The following is a 20,433-nucleotide window of genomic DNA, read 5'->3' as shown; positions in this document are numbered from 1 at the left end:
TTTTCACTCACACGTCTGACAGAAGTCTTTTCGTTACTCACCCGTTCTAGAGATGAGCTCTTCCATTTCTTTCAGTTTTTCTTCGAACAATTTGCATGCTGCTTCGATTGGTTCTTTCGAAGCCATATCAACACCTGCTTTTTTCAGTACATTGATTGGGTAATCTGAGCTCCCTGCTTTAAGGAAGTCTGTGTAGCGCTCCACCGCAGGTTTTCCTTCTTCTAATATTTGCTTACTCAATGCCTGAGCAGCACTATAGCCTGTCGCATATTGATATACATAATAGTTGTAGTAGAAATGAGGAATTCTCGTCCATTCTAATCCGATTTCCTTATCCACAACCATGCCGTCTCCAAAATACTTCTTATTCAGGTCGTAATAAAGGTTCGTCATGAATTCTGGCGTTAAAGCCTCTCCTTCTTGTGCTTTCACATGAATAAGATGCTCAAACTCGGCAAACATCGTCTGTCTGAATACCGTTCCTCTAAACCCTTCTAACAAGTGATTTAACACATACAAACGCTGTTTTTTATCCTCTAAATGATGAAGCAAGTATTCGCCAAGTAACGCTTCATTTGTAGTGGAAGCCACTTCAGCTACAAAGATACTGTAGTTGCCATACGGATATGGCTGGTGTTTTCTTGTATAGTAACTGTGGACAGAGTGACCAAATTCATGAGCCAGTGTAAATAAATTATCAATATTATTTTGCCAGTTCATAAGGATATATGGATTTGTGCCATAGCTTCCAGATGAATACGCACCGCTTCGTTTTCCTTTGTTCTCATAAACATCTACCCAGCGATTGTTAAGCCCCTCTTTTAAAACGGAGACATATTCTTCTCCTAATGGCGCTAATCCTTTTAGCATATAATCCTTTGCTTCATCGTAGGTTAGCTTCATGCCAGCATCTTTCACAAGTGGTGTATACAAGTCATAATTGTGCACTTCATCAAGCTTTAATACCTTTTTGCGTAATTCAATATAACGGTGTAATAAAGGTAAATATTGATGAACTGTATCAATTAGATTGTCATATACTTCTTCTGGAATACTGTTTCGTGATAGGGCTGATTCTCTTGCCGATTTATAATTTCGTACTTTTGCATAAAAATTATCTTTTTTAATCGAGCCGCTCAGTGTTGAAGCAAGTGTGTTTTTATACTGATCATACGTTTTATACACAGCTTTAAAGGCATTCTTTCTCACTTCACGATCATCACTGTTTAAAAATGTGATGAAGTTACCGTGTGTAATCTTCTTTTCTTCTCCGTTTTCATCCTTTACAGAAGGGAATGAAATATCGGCATTGTTAAACATACTAAAAGTAGTAGAAGAAGTTGAAAGAGGTTCAGAGGCCTCAGCTAATAAAGCTTCTTGCTCCTCACTTAAAATATGTGGACGCTCTTTATTAATTTCTTCAAGAGCATGGGAATATAGTTTTAATTCTTCTTTTTCCAAAATAAACTGCTGCAATTTATCTTCCTGAATCGATAAAATCTCTGGAACAATATAAGCAGATGTACTAGAGAGCTGCGTAAATAAATTCGACGCCTTATCATTCAGCGCTTGAAATGATGAGTTTGTCGTATCTTCATCGTATTTCATGTGCGCATATGTATAAAGCTTGCCAAGCTTTTCAGAAAGTTGATCCTGAAAGGTTAGGGCTTCATACAGCACATCAGCAGAATGGGCCAGCTTGCCTTTAAATTGGGCCAGCTTAGGAATTTCTTTTTTGACCACTTCGAATTCCTTGTTCCACGCATCGACGCTTTCAAAAATATCTTCAAGACGCCATTTGTTTTCTTCTTTTACTTCGCTTCTGTCTGGTAAATGGTTGTTTTTGCTTTGTGAAGTCATATGAATCCCCCTTGCATAAGTTGTGTTGAACCAACCTTTCGGAAAGTGAAAGAAATTGGTGTTGTATTTATCTTCTTTGTTTTGAACTATATTTGTCAAATCATATGCAGAAATAAATACCAAACAGACTAAAAAAATGAGAAAAAAGCGTTTCTTCTTATTCAATCGCAGCACCACCTTTTTCTTATCATGAACAAAGTGGGCATGAAACATGCTAATGAAATAAGAAAGCATCACGTTTGAACGCTTCATCTACTGTTTGTAACGGCACATGGTTCGACGCTACTTCATAATTACCCTTTTTCGTCATGTGTAAAAACCCTTGTCTGACAAGCGCATTTACATATGCCGTCATGACTTTTTTCATTTCTCCTATTGAAACATCGCTAAATCGAAGCTTGATTTCTTTCATCTTCACACACCGCTTGATTTCTTTCATGAGCAATTGAATCGTTACTGGACGATTTCCTTTTTTCCTTATTATCCAATCAAACAGACACCCCTGCCAAACATAAACAGGGCTTGTAAAGATATACGCTTCTTGCAGCGGGATAAATAATTCGGTCGGCAGAAAAGGGAAAGCCGTTTGATGATGCTCATAGAACACGTCTCTCAATCGTTTGCTTTCGTTTGATAAAATACGCGGAGGCCGCTCTCTAAATTGCTGTATACACCTAAGCCATTGCTTGTGTACCATTCTTTTGCTTAAAGGCGGAGATAGGAGTGCAGAAAGACCGCCATATGCTGATGGCGGTCTGACAGTCATAGCAGCACATACTTTCGTCGGTTGAAATACGAGGAATTGAGCAAGTTGGATGAACCTATTCTGAAGCGGACAATAAAAAATCAGACTCTTATTCTGTGATTCCCTTAACATCCCCCAATGAATGGAAGAGAAGGAAAAGAGCTGAGCAGATATCCGCTTTAAACGATTTGCCCCAATTACCCATATTGGGAATAGACCTGCTTCACGAAGTCCTGCTGTTCTATTGCGCAGCTCTTGCCGGGAAATATTCGAACATTGATATTCAATTGCATAGCTTGTATCTCCAATAGAGACAGTCACGTCAGGACGCTGCTGAATCTTTGAAACATAACTCTCCAGCACTGGTTTATGTCCAAGCCGCTCTAGCCAACTCAAAATAGCTTCCTTCCCTGCCTGATGATAAGCCGTTTCACCTCTGGCGAACGGACAAGCTGTCAGCTGTTTATGTGCAAAATGAAAGACGCGATGTTCACCAAGCTTTAATTGCACCTCTTCTCTGCATTCAGGACAATAAAATTTGCACGTCGTCCTTACATGCTCCAGACGTTTTTTCGATAAATGATGTGTAATTCGAATAAGCTTTCCGTTATCCATAATCGCTGCATTCATTCAGCTCTCCCCTTACTTTTTGATGAACGTATTATAGCTTGTTCGTATATAAGAGAGCGAATAAGCAAAATGAACTTTTATTGTGTGAAAACATGATTTTACTCATGTTTTTCTCCCCCAAAATTAAAAATCCCCCTAATAGTAAGGGGGAAAATACAATCTTTATAATAGTGGTGATAATAATCTTGCTGTGGATTCAAACAGTCTTACCCTCAAAGGTCTCTTAGCAAATTCTTCTAGGACAATTTCATGTGACTGCTCTAAATCACCTAAGAAGTCATTAACGAGCTTCTCTGTGCTCTTCGTTTTATAGAGGAAGGCATTCACTTCAAAATTCAAATGAAAGCTTCTCATATCCATGTTGGCCGTTCCAATCGAAGCCAGCTCACTATCCACAATAATAAATTTACTATGCATAAAGCCTTGATCATACTCATACACCTTCGCCCCTGCTTCCAGAAGCTCTGGGAAGTATGAACGAGACGCATGGAAAACGATCCGTTTATCTGGATTCTTCGGAGCAATAATTCGTACATCTACTCCGCTTAATGCAGCAATTTTCAATGCGGACAAAATATCATCATCCGGCACAAAATACGGTGAAGCGATCCAAATAGACTTTTTGGCAGAGATGATCATGGAGAAAAAGAGATTTTTGATAACCTCCCACTGTTTATCAGGACCGCCTGCGATCATTTGTACGCCTTCTGTTGTGCTTTCAAGGTGACTGAAATCTTTAAAATAGTCCACACCTGAGCATCTTTCATTCGTCATATAATACCAATCTTGCATGAAAATCTGCTGCAGGTCTCGAACAGCTTCACCCTTAATCATCATATGCGTGTCACGCCAAAATCCATATTGTCTGCTTCTGCCCATATATTCGTCTCCAATGTTCAGCCCGCCGACAAATCCGACTTCACCATCAATCACGACGATTTTCCGGTGATTTCGGAAGTTGATTTTATTATTTAACAGAGGTAGCCTTACAGGTAAAAATGGAACGATCTGAACGCCGGCCTTTTCTAGGTCAGCAATATATTGACGTGAGAGCTTTAAGCTTCCTACATCGTCATATAAGAAACGGACAATCACGCCATTTTTCGCTTTTTCAATTAGAATATCCTTTAATTCTTGCCCAAGGTCATCGTGGCGGAGAATATAATATTCTAGGTGAATGTGATGTGTTGCTTTTTTGATTTCTTCAAAAATATGAGAGAATGTTTCTTCTCCATTGGTTAAGACTTTAGAGGACGTGCGGTACGTAATAGGGGTATGTCCAAGTCTGTGGGCCAGCTTAAATAAGAGCTGCTGATGATCACCCATATGCGTCATTTTTTCAATCGCTTCTCTATGAATATGTTCATCTTCCTGGATTAACTGTTCGTCCAACGCGGCTTTCTTTTCAAACAGACGGCGCTTTTTAATATTGCGTCCAAAGAAAATGTAAAACAAAAAGCCAAATAACGGAAAACTCCCAAGAAGGACAAGCCACGTAATCGTTTGAGACGGATTACGGTTCTCCAAGAAAATGACAAACCCGATGAAGATAATCGATAAAGTGAATAGAACACTGATCGAACTTAATACACTTACCGCCAAATCACCGGCAATGATTTGAATGACCAAATAAGCACCTATCGTAATGATAAGAAAAAATAGAACTTTAACTAAATTTCTCATTTCATTTTCTCCTTGCCGATCTCTTTATTTACTTATTCATTCAGATAAAAAAGCCGATTCCTCTATAGAAATCGACTTTTTATTGGTTACGAGAAGTGCTGTTGAATCGTTTCAAGGGCGTTCCCTTCGATAATCAGCTGACCGTACTCTTTCAGTCTGTAAATGCTGACTACTGATTCATGAGCATATTCAAGCAAAATGCTGAGCTTATTCTCCACTTGCTCATCTGACAAATCCTCGTGGAAGTCAACATATAGATAATAACGGTTTTCAAACGAATATAAACTCGTGGTAAAATCCTGCATATTTAATTGAGAAAGTGCAATCAAATCTTCAAAGTCATCCATTTTTAACACAAATTGAAGTTGAAGTTTTTTGTCCTTCTCATTATGGTCATCTTGATCTTGCTCTTCTTTATGAAAATCATCAAGCAGTGCGTCTAGACTTTCTTCATCTGTTTGATCTTTTTTATCTTCTGGAATCGGCAATTCGAGCTTTTGTCCATCTTTAGAAAGTTGGGCTTTCGTCACGACAATTTCAAGACCTTTATCAAGTGCCTGCACTTGAATCCAAAGTGGTCCCTCAACTGCAAATTCTTCTTCTTCGTGCACTTCATCCATTACTTCCCAAAACAGCTCTTCACTGCGCTCACGATTATACCAAATCTCTTCACGGTCAAATCCGCGATCTTCAATATCACCGTAGGACATATAAAATTTTACTGTATGTTCATTTATTCTTTCGATTTCCATTTTGCCAACCTTCCCTTCTATATAAGATGTTGAAGGGACATACAAGCTCCCAATTAATAGTACTTTACTACACTTTACCCGTTCCGTCTACATGTTAACCGTTTAAAGAATTGAGCTATTGCTTCGTACTGTCTATTTTATGATAAAACATGAATAAAAGAAATAAAAACGCATTTTTTGCAGAGAAAACTTGGAGAAACATATATTTGAATTGTCTTCATATATTGGTTGTACGAGCTTTATTAGGACGAGAGGTGAAATGGATGGAAACAGAATGGATCGTATCCTTACTGATGATTATTGGCATAGATCTGATTTTAGGCGGAGATAACGCATTGATCATTGCGATGGCCAGCCGCAGCTTGTCAAATGAAAAACGCAATAAAGCCATATGGATCGGCACACTTTTGGCAGTGCTGATGAGAATTACGATGACAGGTGCCGCAGTTTATTTATTGACCATCCCTTATTTGCAATTTATCGGCGGGCTTTTTCTCCTTTATATAGGATATAATTTGTTAATTGAACAAAAAAAAGAATCGATTCGCATTAAAAGCAGTGGCTCCCTCTGGCGTGCGGTCCAGACCATTGTGATTGCCGACCTCTTTATGTCACTTGATAATGTGATTGCAGTTGCAGGTGCAGCAAAAGGCAACATGCTGCTGACCGCTTTTGGCCTCATGATTTCAGTACCGATTATTATTTGGGGAAGTAAGCTGATTCATGCCGCTTTAACGAAATTTCCATTCCTTTTATACGGAGGAAGTGCTCTTTTGGCTTTTACTGGAGGTGAAATGATTGTTCGTGATGTGAAATTGAATGAATTTATGGCTCAGCACGCAGCTCTTGAATTGATGCTTCCGTTTTTAACCGTCATCGTGGTCATCTTAGCCAGCCTCTTTTATGAACAAACGGCTGAAAACAAATAAAAAAAGCTGCCAATTAACCGGCAGCTTTTCATTTTCTATTAGTTAGCAAGTCGCTGAGCTTCTCTTAGTTGGAATGTACGAACAGTTCTTGGAAGGAAACGTCTAATTTCATCTTCATTGTACCCAACTTGCAGTCTTTTCTCATCCAAAATAATTGGACGTCTTAAAAGACCTGGATGCTCATTGATCAGTTTATACAATTGTTGAAGCGGCATTGTCTCAACATTTACATTTAGCTTTTGGAATACTTTCGAACGTGTTGAGATAATTTCATCTGTACCGTCTTCAGTCATTCGAAGAATTTCTTTAATTTCATCGATTGAAAGAGGCTCAGAAAAGATGTTTCTCTCTTGATAAGGGATATTGTGCTCTTCTAACCACGCTCTTGCTTTTCTACATGATGTACAGCTTGGTGATGTGTATAATGTTACCATAAATCTTCACTCCTCAATTTGTAGAATGAATATTGATCTGTATTCTTAAATTAAAATTGTTCTAAATAAGTAATCTTTATAGTGATTATACTATAAAAAAGTAAGTGTGAACAGATTTTCTTGCAATTTTTGTGACAAAAACTAGACAATTTCATTCAAATTACAATGATGCTTGATGTCTGAACATTCTCATTTAGTCGAGATGATCGAAAATATTTTTTTGTTTTCTATTTTCAATGACCTTCAAAACATCATCAACATCCTCATACGATTGTCCATACCATTCTTCATCTTTATACGTATGGATTCGTTCATAAGTCTTCCTCATGGCCTCCATCATTTCTTCCTCATCATCTGTAAGGGGAGACCAATAAAGGATTTCCATGCGGTTCACTTCATTGGTTGCAAGTGACCTGCGTTTATAACCGATTGATTCTGCATGCTTGAAGTGTTCTCTTTGATAAAACTTTAGGCGTTTTGCAGTATCTACATCATCTTCATCTACAGGCTCGACCTCAAGCAAGATCGGTTTCTTTTTTTCCTTCAGCTTATGAATGAGCTTTGATCCGAGGCCTTCACCTCTTGCATCTCTGGAAACAAATAAATAATCAATAAAGATGAAAGAGTCAAATTCTGCAAACATCATCACATGATGAGGTCCTTCCTCCTTATGATAAACATCACTTCTTTCCTTTAATAAAGCTTCCATATGCTCTTTTGACTTCATTTCTTCTATCGGGAAGTATTCACTGAGCTTTTCATACCAATTCATGGATCCGCTCCTTATGATATCGTTAAGAACCACTTCCTTAGATATTCCCGATTTCCTGCTATTTAAACGCCTGTACTAGTAAGACGCAGCAAACTCTTATCTGGTTTCACTTTTTTTACACAAAAGAAAAAAGTTTTATATTGAGCGATCCATGAGTCGTTGAAAGCAGATAAACAACATAAGAGTCATCCCAGTTTGAAACATGATGAAATAAAGATACTTCATGCGCTGCGTTTCTTGCTCCTTATTGCGTATTTTCCGATGAAGCATATATTCCACTGTAAAAGACAAGATGCCAATGAGCACCATAAAAACGAGCATCCACTGTCCTCCATTAGGTTTCCTCAAAAAGGACGTTGAAAATAGCATGAATACAATTAGAAAGTGAAACAATGAGTAACGAAACGTCTTCCATATGGACATCTATTTTCCTCCTAGACCCTGTTAACTAAAAATTACCATCATCTTGTATTTTTGTAAAACAAAAAAAGAAGCACTGACAGCGCAGCGCTTCTTTCTTCTTATGATTGTTTAGCTTGCAGCTCTTTGAATTCTTCCTCTGTGCAGCTGACAAAGTGACCCGGCTTTACTTCACGGAACTCTGTGTTCGTTCCTTTGTGAACAGATGGATCGTACTTGATTCGTTGGCGGTTACGCTCGTAATCTGGATCTGGAAGCGGAATCGCAGATAGTAATGATTTTGTATATGGATGAAGCGGATTTTCGTATAATTCATTCGCTGGTGCCAGCTCAACCAACTTTCCGAAATACATCACGCCAATACGATCGCTGATGTATTTTACCATAGATAGGTCATGGGCAATGAATAAGTACGTTAACCCTTTTTCTTCTTGAAGTTCTTTCATTAAGTTGACGACCTGTGCTTGGATCGATACATCTAATGCAGAGATTGGTTCATCGGCAATGATGAAATCCGGCTCAACTGCTAATGCACGGGCAATCCCGATACGCTGCCTTTGACCACCTGAGAATTCATGCGGGTATCTGTTCGCATGCTCTTTATTCAAACCAACAGTTTCAAGCAGCTGGTATACACGCTCTTTACGCGCTTGCTTTGTTTTTGCAAGGCCATGAATGTCGATGCCTTCTGCAATGATGTCAAGCACTGTCATTCTAGGGTTCAGTGAGGCATATGGATCTTGGAAGATCATCTGCATTTGACGGTTGAACTCAAGCATTTTCTGCCTAGATTTCTTTCCGTGTACACTTTCTCCTTTATAAAGAACTTCACCATCTGTTGCATCATAGAGTCTAATGATTGAACGGCCAGTAGTGGATTTACCACAACCAGACTCCCCTACAAGGCCAAGTGTTTCACCTTTATAAATATCAAATGAAACGCCGTCCACTGCTTTCACAGTCCCTCTTGCTGTATGGAAATGCTGCTTCAAATTTTTGATTTCTAACAGTTTTTCTGCCATGCTATTCACCCTCTTTTACTAATACAGGTTTTTCGTAGCTACCTTCTAGTTCACGCATTCTCGCCTTTACAGAAGCAGGCGGTTCAACTTTAGGTGCATTTGGATGAAGTAGCCATGATTTCACGTAATGCGTATCTGATACTTTGAACATTGGCGGTTCTTGTTCAAAGTCAATTTTCATTGCATAATCACTTCGGAGTGCAAATGCATCTCCTTTCGGCGGGTTTGTCAGATCCGGAGGTGTTCCTGGAATTGCAGTCAGTTTTCCTTCATCTCCGCCATCTGTGTCAAGGCTCGGCATTGATGCTAATAGTCCCCACGTATACGGATGCTTCGGATTGTAGAAAATTTCATCAACAGTCCCTGTCTCCACAATCTGTCCTGCATACATAACAGCTACACGATCAGCAACGTTGGCGACAACACCTAGATCATGCGTAATAAAGATAATGGATGTTTCAACCTTTTGCTGAATTTCTTTCATTAGCTCTAAAATTTGTGCTTGAATCGTTACATCAAGTGCAGTCGTCGGCTCATCGGCAATCAATAGCTTAGGATCTGCTGCGAGTGCCATTGCAATGACAACCCTTTGTCTCATCCCGCCACTAAATTCATGCGGGTATTGTTTGATTCTTTTTTCAGGCATTGGAATCCCAACAAGCTCCAGTAGTTCAATGGCTCTTTTTTCAGCCGCTTCTTTTGAGATTTGTTCATGCTTGAACAGTACTTCTGTAATTTGTTTCCCGACTTTCATTGTTGGATTCAAAGAAGTCATAGGATCCTGGAAGATCATTGAGATATCTTTTCCTCGAATGGTTTGCATTTGTTTTTCATTTTTCTTGACAATATCTTGCCCATCAAACAGGATCTCTCCGCGCTTGAAATAACCCGGCGGCATCGGAATTAATCTCATGATGGCCTGTGATGTCACACTTTTACCAGAGCCAGATTCACCTACAATAGCAAGTGTCTCGCCTTTATTTAAGTGGAAGTTCACACCACGAATGGCTTGAACCTCTCCACCATATGTTTTAAATGAAATTGCAAGGTCTTTCACCTCTAGAATACGTTCACGTTCCATCCTAATCACTCCTTATTTACGCAACTTCGGATCTAAAGCGTCTCTTAGTCCGTCTCCGACCACGTTAAAACCAAACATTGTAATACAGATAAATGCGGCTGGGAACCATAATCTCCAAGGATAGTACGTCATAGCCGGAATTCCGTCAGACGCCATTGTTCCCCAGCTTGCTAATGGAGCCGGTACACCAAGCCCTAGATAGCTTAAGAATGCCTCCGTGAAAATAGCAGAAGGAATAGTGAGTGTCATTGTGACAAGAATTGGTCCCATTGAGTTTGGTATTAAGTGTTTAAATAAAAGTCTAGATGTTTTCGCACCTAATGTTTGTGCGGCAAGAACGTACTCTTGACTCTTCAATTGTAAAACCTGTCCCCGAACGATACGCGCCATGTTGATCCAGCCTACGACGGTCATGGCAAGGATGATCGTTAATAATCCTTTTGGCAGAACAACCATCATTAAGATGACCATGAGTAGTGTTGGAATTGCCCATAAAACGTCAGCAATACGCATCATGACTTCATCTGTACGGCCGCCTTTAAATGCTGCAATACTTCCCCAAATAATCCCGATGATGACGTCAAGAATAGCTGCAGCAAGACCGATGAAGATCGAAATTCTTGCCCCGACCCATGTACGGACAAACATGTCACGACCTAAATCATCTGTACCAAACCAGTGCTCTTTTGAAGGCGGCTGGTCAGCATTCAATAAATCTGTTGTCGAGTAATCATATTTAGAAAATACAGGAACAAAGATAGCCAGTATCACAATAATCAAAATGATTGCGAGCCCGACCATAGCAAGTTTATTTGCACGGAAGCGAAGCATAGCATCCTTCCATAAAGATAGACTAGGTTTAGAAATTTTTTCAGATTCTGCTGCGTCAGCTGTCGCAGGCACAAATAAATCTTTTCTCATCTCTTCCATGTGTTAGACCCCTTTCTTCGCCTTCGTCAGTTTAATTCTAGGATCGATAATACCGTAAAGGACATCAACAACTAGAATACTGATTAATAGAATAATACTGTAGAAGACTGTGACACCCATGATGACGGTGTAATCACGGTTTGTAATACTTGTGACAAAGTGAGAGCCTAATCCAGGAATACCGAAAATCTTCTCCACGACAAAACTACCTGTTAAAACTGAAGCAGCCATTGGTCCCATGTATGTAATAACAGGTAACAATGCGTTTCGAATCGCGTGTTTAATCGTCACAGCTGATTTCGTTAATCCTTTCGCTCTAGCCGTTCTAATGTAGTCACTGTTTAGAACTTCAAGCATACTTGACCGTGCAAGTCTAGCGATAAATGCCATTGGCATGAAGGAAAGTGCAATAGAAGGTAGTACGGTGCTGGCCCAAGACTCCCATCCTGCAACTGGGAAAATCGCTATAAAGCTTGCCTCAGATGCAAATACATATTGTAGTAGCGCAGCTAAAATGAAACTTGGAACTGAAATTCCAAAGATCGTTAAAATGGCAATCGTATAGTCTTGCCACTTGTTATGATAGAGCGCTGCAAGGACCCCAAACAATACACCAAATGCTAATGCGAGGAGAATTGCCTCAATTCCGAGGGTAAAGGAAACGGGGAATCCAGAACTGATTAAGTCATTTACGGTTTGTCCTTTATATTTAAATGAGGGACCAAAGTCTAATTTTGCAACTGAACCTAAGTAGCTTACATATTGAACAAATAAGGGCTTGTCCAACCCGTAGTGCTCGTTAAGGTTTGCTTCAATTTCAGCAGGAAGTTTCTTCTCACCAGAGAATGGACCACCCGGTGCTGCCTGCATGAGAAAGAAAGTTGCAGTTACAATAACAAACAGTGTGATTAAAATATATATTAATCGCTTACCGATATATTTAAGCAACGGAATTGCACCTCCATGATTTTACAACATTTTCTCTAATCAGCAAGAAAGGTATATGGAGAGACATCCTCCATATACCTTAAGATCCTTGCCGTAGATCTCTTACACTATAACTCTTACTTTTCGAAATGTGCCCATTTGTATTGAACGTCACCTAGTCCAGATACAACTACACCTTTTAGTTTTGGATCTTGTACCCAAAGTTGAGTGTAGAAGTAAATTGGTGCTACAGGCATATCGTTGATGATGATTTCTTCTGCTTTTTTCAGCATTTCTTCACGCTTCGTTTTATCTGTTTCTTTAGCAGAATCATTCAACAATTGTTTGTATTCTTTGCTTTCCCATCCAGTGTCGTTGTTTCCACCGTCTTTATCTTTGTAAAGCTCAAGGAAGTTCACTGGATCGTTGAAGTCACCTAACCAGCCCATACGTCCGATTTGATAATCTCCACTGTGGATTTTGTCGATGTAAACGTTCCACTCAGAGTTATCAAGTTCAACTTTCACACCTAAATCTTTTTTCCACATTTCTTGAATTGCTTGTGCAATCTTTTGGTGGCCTTCATCTGTGTTGTAAGAAAGTTTCAATGCTGGAAGGTCAGAAACAGACTTATAGCCTAATTCTTTCGCACCTTTTTCAAGAAGCTTTTTAGCAGTATCTACATCGTGATCTTTGAAGTAGCCAGTTTTGTTATCAGTAAATCCTTCCATTGTTGGAGGAACGATTGCCATTGCTGGAACTTGTTCACCTTGCGTAATTTTGTCAACGATCGCTTGACGGTTGATTGAGTAAGTAAGGGCTTTACGGATGTTTGCATTGTTTAAAGGTTTTACTTTTGTGTTGAATTTGTAGTTATAAATACCAGCGATCGTTTGAATTTTAAGACCGCCTTCTTTTTTCAATGTTTTTAAAGACTCTGTTGGAAGGCTTCCAGTTGGTGAACCAGCCCAGTCAAGCTCGCCTTTTTTGAACATGCTAAGCTCAGTGTTTGTATCTTTGATCATAGACATGTTAATCTTTTTCAATTTCACAGTATCTTTATCCCAGTACTCATTGTTCTTTTCAAGCGTGATAGAACCACCATGTTTCCATTTAGAAAGAACGAATGGTCCGTTAGATACGTAGTTTTCACCAGCATTTGTGTACCAGTTTTTATTCTTTTCAGCCACTTTTTTGTTGATTGGCATATACGTATAGAATGCAGTTAGTTCAGTAAAGAACGGTGTTGGGTTCTCTAGCTCAACTACAAGCGTTTTATCGTCTTTAGCTTTAATGCCAACATCAGCAACTTTCGCTTTCCCTTTGTTTGCTGCTTCAGCACCTTTAATATAGTAAAGCTGGTAAGCATATTGAGATTCATTTTTAGGATCTAATGCCCATTTCCAAGCATATTCGAAATCTTCTGCTTTAACAGGATCACCATTAGACCATTTTGCATCACGAAGTGTGAATGTGTATGTTTTACCATCAGCACTTGTTTTGATATCAGAAGCCATTGCATTTTCAGGCTTTCCTTCAGCGTTAATTCTTGTTAATCCCTCAAAAGTCTGACGAATGACACTTCCTGAAGTTGAATCATTTGCCAATCCCGGATGTAGAGAAAAAGGCTCAGTGGAGATATTCACATTTAAAGTTGTTTTAGCCTCTCCAGAACTGCTCGTGCTGTCGCCTGATTTGTTTCCGCTGAAACCACAAGCGCTTAATACAAGTGTGAAAATAAGCATTAAAGTAACAACAGACCAACGCTTTTTCAACTGTATTCCCCCTTATAATATGTTTTAGTTCAAAGGTCTCGATAGAAGATGAGATTCAGATTTAAGAAATAGCGTAAAAAAGTCCCTAATTAGCTCACTTTCTATTTCTTTTGTTTTTTCTGAATTTTCACTATGTAAAGAGCCTAGCACAAACGTGTGAACAAATTCATTATAATGAATAGAATAATTTATTGCAATATCAATTTCATATATTTTTAAAAAACGTAAATGGGGATAAAGAGGGATTTTTATAAACTAAAGTCTCAATCACTTCAACAAATTAAAGCGTAAATTGATTAAAATAATTTAACAAATTCAGCAGGAATAATGTTTTATACATATAATTAATCATCCTTTTTTAAAAAATTCTGACAGATCGTTGGTATTTTATCTAAAATTTTAAGTGTCAAACGACATGATGAGAAGGTCACATAAGGGGCTTCGTGACTTTTTTATGGTCATCCTTTATAATAGATAGACATACCGTTGCGATGAAAAAGAAGAGTACATATATTCACCATTTACAGAGAGTCTGCGGCCGGTGCGAGCAGACAATGGCATATATGGAATGGGCTTTGGAGCAGCTAACCGAACACTTTTAGAGGTAAGTAGGCTTAGACGGAGCAGTCTCCGATATCAACGTCTTGAGTGATTTCTATGTGAAATAACAAGGGTGGTACCACGGTTCATTCGTCCCTTTTCTGTTGAAAAGAGACGGGTGGGCCTTTTTATATTGAAGAAAAGAGGTTTTAGTATGACAAAGAAGACGATTTTTTCAGGCATTCAGCCGAGCGGTTCTGTGACTTTAGGGAACTATATTGGAGCAATGAAGCAATTTGTCGATTTGCAGCATGATTATCATGGCTATTTTTGTGTAGTTGATCAACATGCGATTACAGTGAGTCAGGACCGGCTAGCGCTTCGCCAAAATATTAGAAGCTTAGCGGCTCTTTATTTGGCCGTTGGACTTGATCCAGAGAAGGCAACATTGTTTATCCAATCAGAGGTACCTGCTCACGCCCAGGCAGGATGGATGCTGCAATGTGTTGCTTATATTGGGGAATTAGAAAGAATGACCCAATTTAAGGACAAATCTGCTGGTAAGGAAGCTGTAGTTTCAGGTCTATTAACGTATCCCCCATTAATGGCTGGCGATATCTTATTATACGGTACTGACCTAGTTCCTGTTGGAGAAGACCAGAAGCAGCATCTTGAATTGACTAAAACGCTTGCTGAGCGTTTCAACCGGAAATACAATGATATTTTCACTGTACCTGAAGTGAAGATTCCAAAAGAAGGCGCTCGGATCATGTCTTTAGCAGATCCGACGAAAAAGATGAGCAAATCCGATCCAAACCAAAAATCATTCATTACCTTATTAGATGAACCAAAGCAGCTTGAAAAGAAAATTAAAAGTGCTGTGACTGATTCAGAAGGCATCGTCAAGTATGACAAAGAAAACAAGCCTGGCATTGCCAACTTGCTGACGATTTATTCTGTATTAGGCAACATATCGATTGCAGAGCTGGAGCAAAAGTACGAAGGCAAAGGCTATGGTGAGTTTAAGGGAGATCTTGCAAATGTCGTCGTTGATGCGTTAAAACCAATACAAGATCGATACTATGAACTCATTGAGTCAGATGAGCTTGACCGCATTCTAGACGAAGGTGCTGAAAAAGCAAACCGCGCAGCAAACAAAATGCTGAAAAAAATGGAGAATGCAATGGGGCTTGGCAGAAAGCGCAAATAAAAAAAGCTTGCAGCACTTCACGCTGCAAGCTTTTTCTAATTCACCTTTGATTCGTTTTCCATTTCCCAAAGCTTCTCGAAAAACGGCTGTCCTTTAATCATTTTTTCACAGAATGCCAAATGATTCTCTGACCACCCATCAATCGTTTCATTGTAAAGCATGTTCCAAATCTCTTCGAATGACATTCGTTTGATTTGGTTGTACATGTGCGGGTTCCATTCCGTATACCAATACGCGATTTCCGCCTTGTTTTGGAGCCCTTTTAATTGATCAAGCGCCATAAACATTAGCTGCTTCAATTGTCTTTCTTTTCTCGTTAATCCACTGATATGCTGCGGCGGCAGTGACAAAATATGATACTCCTTTGTCGATTCAAGACTGTCCTTAGAGAATTCATACTCCTCTGCCTTCACATCTTTCACCATTTCATACACCAATTGCTCCTGCCTTGGGATTAAGCGGCTTTTCCTCACAGGAATAGAATACCCAATCGTATCCACAGCAATGATTCGAATGCCGTCCGTGACCACAAAGCAATACTCTAATTTACGCCGTTCATGATTTTTCCGAATATATGATTTCTCAAATACAGATTCTAGCAGCGTCTTCGGCAGCTCTGAAAGATCATTTTCTATGTAATCAAACAAAGGACTCTGCACCTTCAATAAAGGCACTTGATCTAACAGCTCAACGCTGTCCTCCTTGCGCCACTCATGAAAATGACACACATTGTAGCCATTTTCTTCCCCTTCAAACCAATTCACCCAAACGTCATGAAGAAATAACATAACCAATCCCTCACTTTATAAAAACTGTTGTCCACAGTATGGGCAAGGGATAGAGAAATTATTCCAACTTTATCAAAACTTCAACCGGAATGAAGAATGGCCTGCATGTCTTTATTTTCATAAAGAAAACAGAGTGCGTGTGGCAGAGTCCATTTCATTTTGTCATGAAGACTCACATCTCACTTTAATTTTTTAGGGTCAAGCGCATCTCTCAGCCCGTCTCCTAAGAAATTAAAGCATAAAACGGTCAGTAAAATCATTAAACCTGGGAAGAGTGGATACCACCATGCTTGCACCATGATCGAGAAGTTTTGTGCATCTTGCAGCATGTTCCCCCAGCTGGCTGTTGGCGGCTGTATGCCAAATCCTAGATAGCTCAGCGTTGATTCAGCTAAAATGACGGAACCTACTTTTAGTGTCGCTGACACGATAATAGGACCGATACAGTTCGGTAAAATATGCGAAAAGATGATGACATGGTTTTTTGTTCCGATGGTTCTTGCCGCTAGTACGAATTCTCTTGTTCGAAGTGAAAGGAATTCACTACGGATCAGACGAGCGGTTGTTGTCCAGCCGGTCAAAGCAAAAATTAAAATCAATTTATCAATGCCCGGTTTGAAAATAGTGACTAGCGTGATTAATAGAAAAATGTCTGGAATCGACAATACCACATCAACAAATCTCATTAAGACAGAATCAACCAATCCTTTGAAATAGCCTGCTACCGCTCCAATGACGGTCCCAATGGTAATCGCACCGACCACCGAGACGAAACCGACTAATAAGGAGACCCTTGCGCCATAGAGCACCCTCGAGAAAATATCTCGGCCAAATTTGTCAGTCCCCATTAAATGCTCAGCACTTGGTGGCTGGAGCCGCTTCAATAAATCTTGTTGCTCTGGTGCGTAAGGAGCAATCACTGGAGCGAAAATAGCTGAAAAAATAATCATCAATAAGATCACGGATCCGGCAACCGCCAATTTATTTCTGAAGAATTTCTCACAAAATAAACGCAGCATCGTCTCTGGCTTTGGCGGAAGACCCTCCTTTAATTTGAGGTCAACAGGAGGTGTTCCCATATTAGGCTGTGCCAACTGTGCTTCAGCTCCCTTCTAATATTCAATACGCGGATCAACGATCGCATATAGAATATCCGCTATTAAATTTCCTACCACCACGAGTACTGCGGAAATAACCGTCATTGCCATGATGACCGGATAATCTCTTGAAAAGGCAGAATCGATAAACAGCTTTCCAAGACCTGGCCAAGTGAAAATTTGCTCCACCACGACTGCGCCACCAATAAAGGATGGAACCATGAGACCGAATATCGTAATTACAGGCATGAGACCGTTTCTTAACCCGTGCTTAAATATGACTTTGTTTTCTCGAAAGCCTTTTGCTCTCGCCGTACGAATGTAATCCTGCCTCATGACATCAAGCATACTTGACCTTGTGTATCGGGTGAGCCCTGCCATATCAGCAGTTGCTAAAACAAAGGCTGGTAAAAGGATATGATGGAGCCTGTCAAACACATTAAAATCGGCATTTAAGGTCGAAACACCGCCTGTCGGAAACCATCCTAAATTCACAGATAAAACCATAATCAGAATGAGTCCAAACCAAAAGTTCGGAATAGCCAGTCCGATAAAAGATGTAACCGTAATGCCATAGTCAAGCTTTGTATATGGGCGTTTTGCTGAAAGAACACCAAATGGGATGGCGATGATCAGGGCGACTAATGTAGAAAAGATCATGAGGATGAGGGTATTTGGCAGCCGGGCAAAAATCAAATCAGCCACGGGCGTTCCCTTTTTGACAATGGAGGTGCCAAAGTCACCTTGAAGCATATTGCCAAGCCATTTCATATATTGCACATATTCAGGATCGTTCAAGCCGTACTTATCAATAAAGGCTTCCCGGTCTGCGGCACTAATGGTCGGGTCCATCATGAGCGACATCGGATCGCCCGGTGCTGCTTTCATAATAGCGAAGGACAAAATGGTAATCCCAAATAAGATAGGAATGGAAAGAAGTGTCCTTCTAATGATATATGTAACCATATGCACAACTCCTTTTTCATCGGATCTCCATACTATGATGAAAAAGGGCTAAAATGATCTTTATTTTAGCCCTCTGTCTTCTTTTCAGCGTGATATGAGAATTCTTGACATCTAAACGCCAAACCGACACAAGTTGAAAAGAATTATCTTCACGCTGAAAGGGGAGAAGCCCCCTTCTTCGCTAACAGCCTACTGTTCAATCCACCATTTCTCGATTTTGTAATACTCATCTTTCGGGTGGTAAGAGTAGCCTTGGAGATTAGATGGCATCGCGCGATGTGAGTTTGCATAGTAAAGGAACGTATATGGCTGATCCTCTGCGATCAGTTGATAAATTTTTTCATATGCCTTTGAATAATCTTTTCGATCGCTTAAATTTTTAGCATCGACTAACAGCTTGTCGACCTCTTCATTTTTATACCAAATGTTATTCAAGCCTTTTTCTGACTGGCTCGAGTGGAAGATACTGAATTGATCTGGGAATGTGGCAAGGCTCCAGCCGAGAAGCAACGCATCATAATCCCACTTAGGCGGTGTCGTCTGCTCAATGAGTGCACTGAATTCCACAATTTGCGGCTTCGCTTCCACACCGATTTCTTTGAGCTGCTGCTGGACAACGACAGCAATGTCTTCACGAACTTTATTTCCTTGGTTCGTCTTTATGACAAAGGAGAATTTCTTGCCGTCCTTATCAAGATAGCCGTCTCCATCTGTGTCCTCCCAGCCCTCTTCTTTCAGCATCTTTTTCGCTTTTTCTTGATCAAATTCAAACACGGGAACACTTTCGTTCTTTGGATAGTTCCATGAAAGCGGACTTTCTGGAATGTTGGCTACTTTGCCGTCTCCATCTAACACTTGATCAACAATCGTTTGGCGATCAATGGCATGCGTCAGTGCTTGGCGGACCTTTTTACTTTTAAAGAGTTCATTTTTCTGGTTCCAGCCAATGTATGAATAATTGAGCCCTAGATCAGATTCAATTTTAATGTTGCTCACTTTTTCGGCTGTTTGCAGCTCGGATCCCGGTACAGCAAAGAAATCAATATCCCCTGCTGACAGTTGGGCAATCGCTGCATTCTGATCAGGAATGGTTTTAATTGTGACGGTATCAAGGTAAGGACGTCCATCCCAATAATCGTCAAACGCTTCTAGTTTGACGTAGTCCCCCTCTTTCCACTCAGCAAATTTAAATGGACCTGACCCAATTGGTTTTTTTCGGTTAAATTCATTTTCACCGAGATCCTTTACAGGCACATCACCTAATATATGCTTAGGCAAAATGCCATAGCTTCCTAGAGTGACATTATAGAAATAGGGATCTTTTTTATTGAGCTTGAATTCGATTGAGTAATCCCCTGTCTTTTTAACAGATTCTAATACTTCAAATCCTGATCCGCGCTCCCCGTTGTAGTCCTTATTGATCGGAATGCTGTATGTAAACACAACATCATCAGCCGTCAGTTCTTCACCATCATGAAACTTCACGCCTTTTCTAATGGTTACATCAAACTGCTTGCCATCATCGGATTCTTTAATATCTTCTGCCAGCGACAGCTGTGGGTTCAGCTTTCCGTCAGTTTGAAGTAAGAAGCTGTAGATTCTTTCTTCAATATCAGAGCTTGCCACATCTGTTGAATAAAGCGAGTTAAATAATGTTGGTTCTGCGATGGAACCGATCACAAGGTCTCCGCCTTGTACAGGTTTACCAGTTGATTTCTTTTCACTGTCTCCAGATGTTTTATTCCCACTAGAGCAAGCTGCCAGTATGAGTGTAAAGATCAGTAGTAAACTGACCAAAATGGATTTTCGATTTCTACCTTTCATATCCAATTCCCCCTATTCTTTTTTAGAAATAACGACAGATGCTGCTTC

18 protein-coding genes and 1 other annotated feature are annotated in these 20,433 nt (G+C 39.9%); of the genes, 2 read left to right on the top strand and 16 right to left on the bottom strand.

What is annotated here, in order from left to right; translation table 11 throughout:
* Window positions 1–33 precede the first annotated feature (33 nt).
* The 4 genes from pepF to mecA form a co-directional block, all read right to left on the bottom strand.
* On the bottom strand, window positions 34–1,860 hold the full coding sequence (gene pepF / locus C5695_RS06065; RefSeq protein WP_316246676.1) for an oligoendopeptidase F: 1,827 nt from the start codon (window positions 1,858–1,860) through the stop codon (window positions 34–36).
* A 214-nt stretch (window positions 1,861–2,074) separates the two neighbouring features.
* Complete coding sequence (locus tag C5695_RS06060) at window positions 2,075–3,235, bottom strand: competence protein CoiA (protein WP_117729959.1); 1,161 nt, start codon at window positions 3,233–3,235, stop codon at window positions 2,075–2,077.
* A 162-nt stretch (window positions 3,236–3,397) separates the two neighbouring features.
* Window positions 3,398–4,918 (bottom strand): cardiolipin synthase, encoded by a 1,521-nt coding sequence (gene cls, locus C5695_RS06055; RefSeq protein WP_117729958.1) that lies wholly within the window; start codon window positions 4,916–4,918, stop codon window positions 3,398–3,400.
* Between the two features lie 86 nt (window positions 4,919–5,004).
* Window positions 5,005–5,670, bottom strand: coding sequence for an adaptor protein MecA (gene mecA / locus C5695_RS06050; RefSeq protein WP_117729957.1), 666 nt, complete (start codon window positions 5,668–5,670; stop codon window positions 5,005–5,007).
* A 263-nt stretch (window positions 5,671–5,933) separates the two neighbouring features.
* On the opposite strand from mecA, the gene C5695_RS06045 reads away from it, so the two are divergent.
* The gene (locus tag C5695_RS06045) at window positions 5,934–6,599 is read left to right on the top strand and encodes a TerC family protein (RefSeq protein ID WP_117729956.1); all 666 of its coding nucleotides are present in this window, start codon (window positions 5,934–5,936) and stop codon (window positions 6,597–6,599) included.
* Between the two features lie 38 nt (window positions 6,600–6,637).
* Here C5695_RS06045 and spxA read toward each other — a convergent pair whose 3' ends face one another.
* From spxA to C5695_RS06005, 8 genes are all read right to left on the bottom strand, one after another.
* Entirely contained in the window at window positions 6,638–7,033 is a 396-nt protein-coding gene (spxA, locus tag C5695_RS06040; protein WP_003211421.1) for a transcriptional regulator SpxA, read from the bottom strand.
* Window positions 7,034–7,226: 193 nt separating this feature from the next.
* Entirely contained in the window at window positions 7,227–7,805 is a 579-nt protein-coding gene (locus C5695_RS06035) for a GNAT family N-acetyltransferase (protein ID WP_117729955.1), read from the bottom strand.
* A gap of 135 nt (window positions 7,806–7,940) precedes the next feature.
* Window positions 7,941–8,228: a hypothetical protein gene (locus tag C5695_RS06030; protein WP_117729954.1), complete on the bottom strand. Its 288-nt coding sequence runs from the start codon at window positions 8,226–8,228 to the stop codon at window positions 7,941–7,943.
* A gap of 98 nt (window positions 8,229–8,326) precedes the next feature.
* Entirely contained in the window at window positions 8,327–9,247 is a 921-nt protein-coding gene (locus C5695_RS06025) for an ABC transporter ATP-binding protein (RefSeq protein WP_117729953.1), read from the bottom strand.
* 1 nt (window position 9,248) lies between these two features.
* Complete coding sequence (locus tag C5695_RS06020; protein ID WP_395940502.1) at window positions 9,249–10,328, bottom strand: ABC transporter ATP-binding protein; 1,080 nt, start codon at window positions 10,326–10,328, stop codon at window positions 9,249–9,251.
* Window positions 10,329–10,340: 12 nt separating this feature from the next.
* Entirely contained in the window at window positions 10,341–11,258 is a 918-nt protein-coding gene (locus tag C5695_RS06015; protein ID WP_117729951.1) for an ABC transporter permease, read from the bottom strand.
* Window positions 11,259–11,261: 3 nt separating this feature from the next.
* Window positions 11,262–12,206 (bottom strand): ABC transporter permease, encoded by a 945-nt coding sequence (locus C5695_RS06010; RefSeq protein WP_106072467.1) that lies wholly within the window; start codon window positions 12,204–12,206, stop codon window positions 11,262–11,264.
* 116 nt (window positions 12,207–12,322) lie between these two features.
* Complete coding sequence (locus C5695_RS06005) at window positions 12,323–13,960, bottom strand: peptide ABC transporter substrate-binding protein (protein ID WP_117729950.1); 1,638 nt, start codon at window positions 13,958–13,960, stop codon at window positions 12,323–12,325.
* A 482-nt stretch (window positions 13,961–14,442) separates the two neighbouring features.
* Window positions 14,443–14,661: a binding site (T-box leader), on the top strand.
* 53 nt (window positions 14,662–14,714) lie between these two features.
* Between C5695_RS06005 and trpS the strand changes: the two genes are divergently transcribed.
* Window positions 14,715–15,710 (top strand): tryptophan--tRNA ligase, encoded by a 996-nt coding sequence (trpS, locus tag C5695_RS05995; RefSeq protein ID WP_117733021.1) that lies wholly within the window; start codon window positions 14,715–14,717, stop codon window positions 15,708–15,710.
* 35 nt (window positions 15,711–15,745) lie between these two features.
* On the opposite strand, the gene C5695_RS05990 is transcribed toward trpS, so the two are convergent.
* The 4 genes from C5695_RS05990 to C5695_RS05975 all read right to left on the bottom strand — a co-directional run bounded on the left by C5695_RS05990 (window position 15,746) and on the right by C5695_RS05975 (window position 20,385).
* Window positions 15,746–16,498, bottom strand: a complete 753-nt coding sequence (locus C5695_RS05990) for a YjbA family protein (protein WP_117729949.1) — start codon at window positions 16,496–16,498, stop codon at window positions 15,746–15,748.
* 179 nt (window positions 16,499–16,677) lie between these two features.
* Entirely contained in the window at window positions 16,678–17,577 is a 900-nt protein-coding gene (opp4C, locus tag C5695_RS05985; protein ID WP_117733019.1) for an oligopeptide ABC transporter permease, read from the bottom strand.
* A gap of 33 nt (window positions 17,578–17,610) precedes the next feature.
* Complete coding sequence (locus tag C5695_RS05980; protein ID WP_117729948.1) at window positions 17,611–18,561, bottom strand: ABC transporter permease; 951 nt, start codon at window positions 18,559–18,561, stop codon at window positions 17,611–17,613.
* Between the two features lie 189 nt (window positions 18,562–18,750).
* Window positions 18,751–20,385, bottom strand: coding sequence for a peptide-binding protein (locus C5695_RS05975; protein WP_117729947.1), 1,635 nt, complete (start codon window positions 20,383–20,385; stop codon window positions 18,751–18,753).
* Between the last annotated feature and the right edge of the window lie 48 nt (window positions 20,386–20,433).

Origin of the sequence: Bacillus pumilus (genome assembly GCF_003431975.1) — a bacterium.
In the GTDB taxonomy this organism is placed as follows: domain Bacteria; phylum Bacillota; class Bacilli; order Bacillales; family Bacillaceae; genus Bacillus; species Bacillus pumilus_N.
The sequence above is the reverse complement of the archived record's forward strand: the minus strand, read 5'-3'. Positions and strand labels throughout refer to the sequence as shown.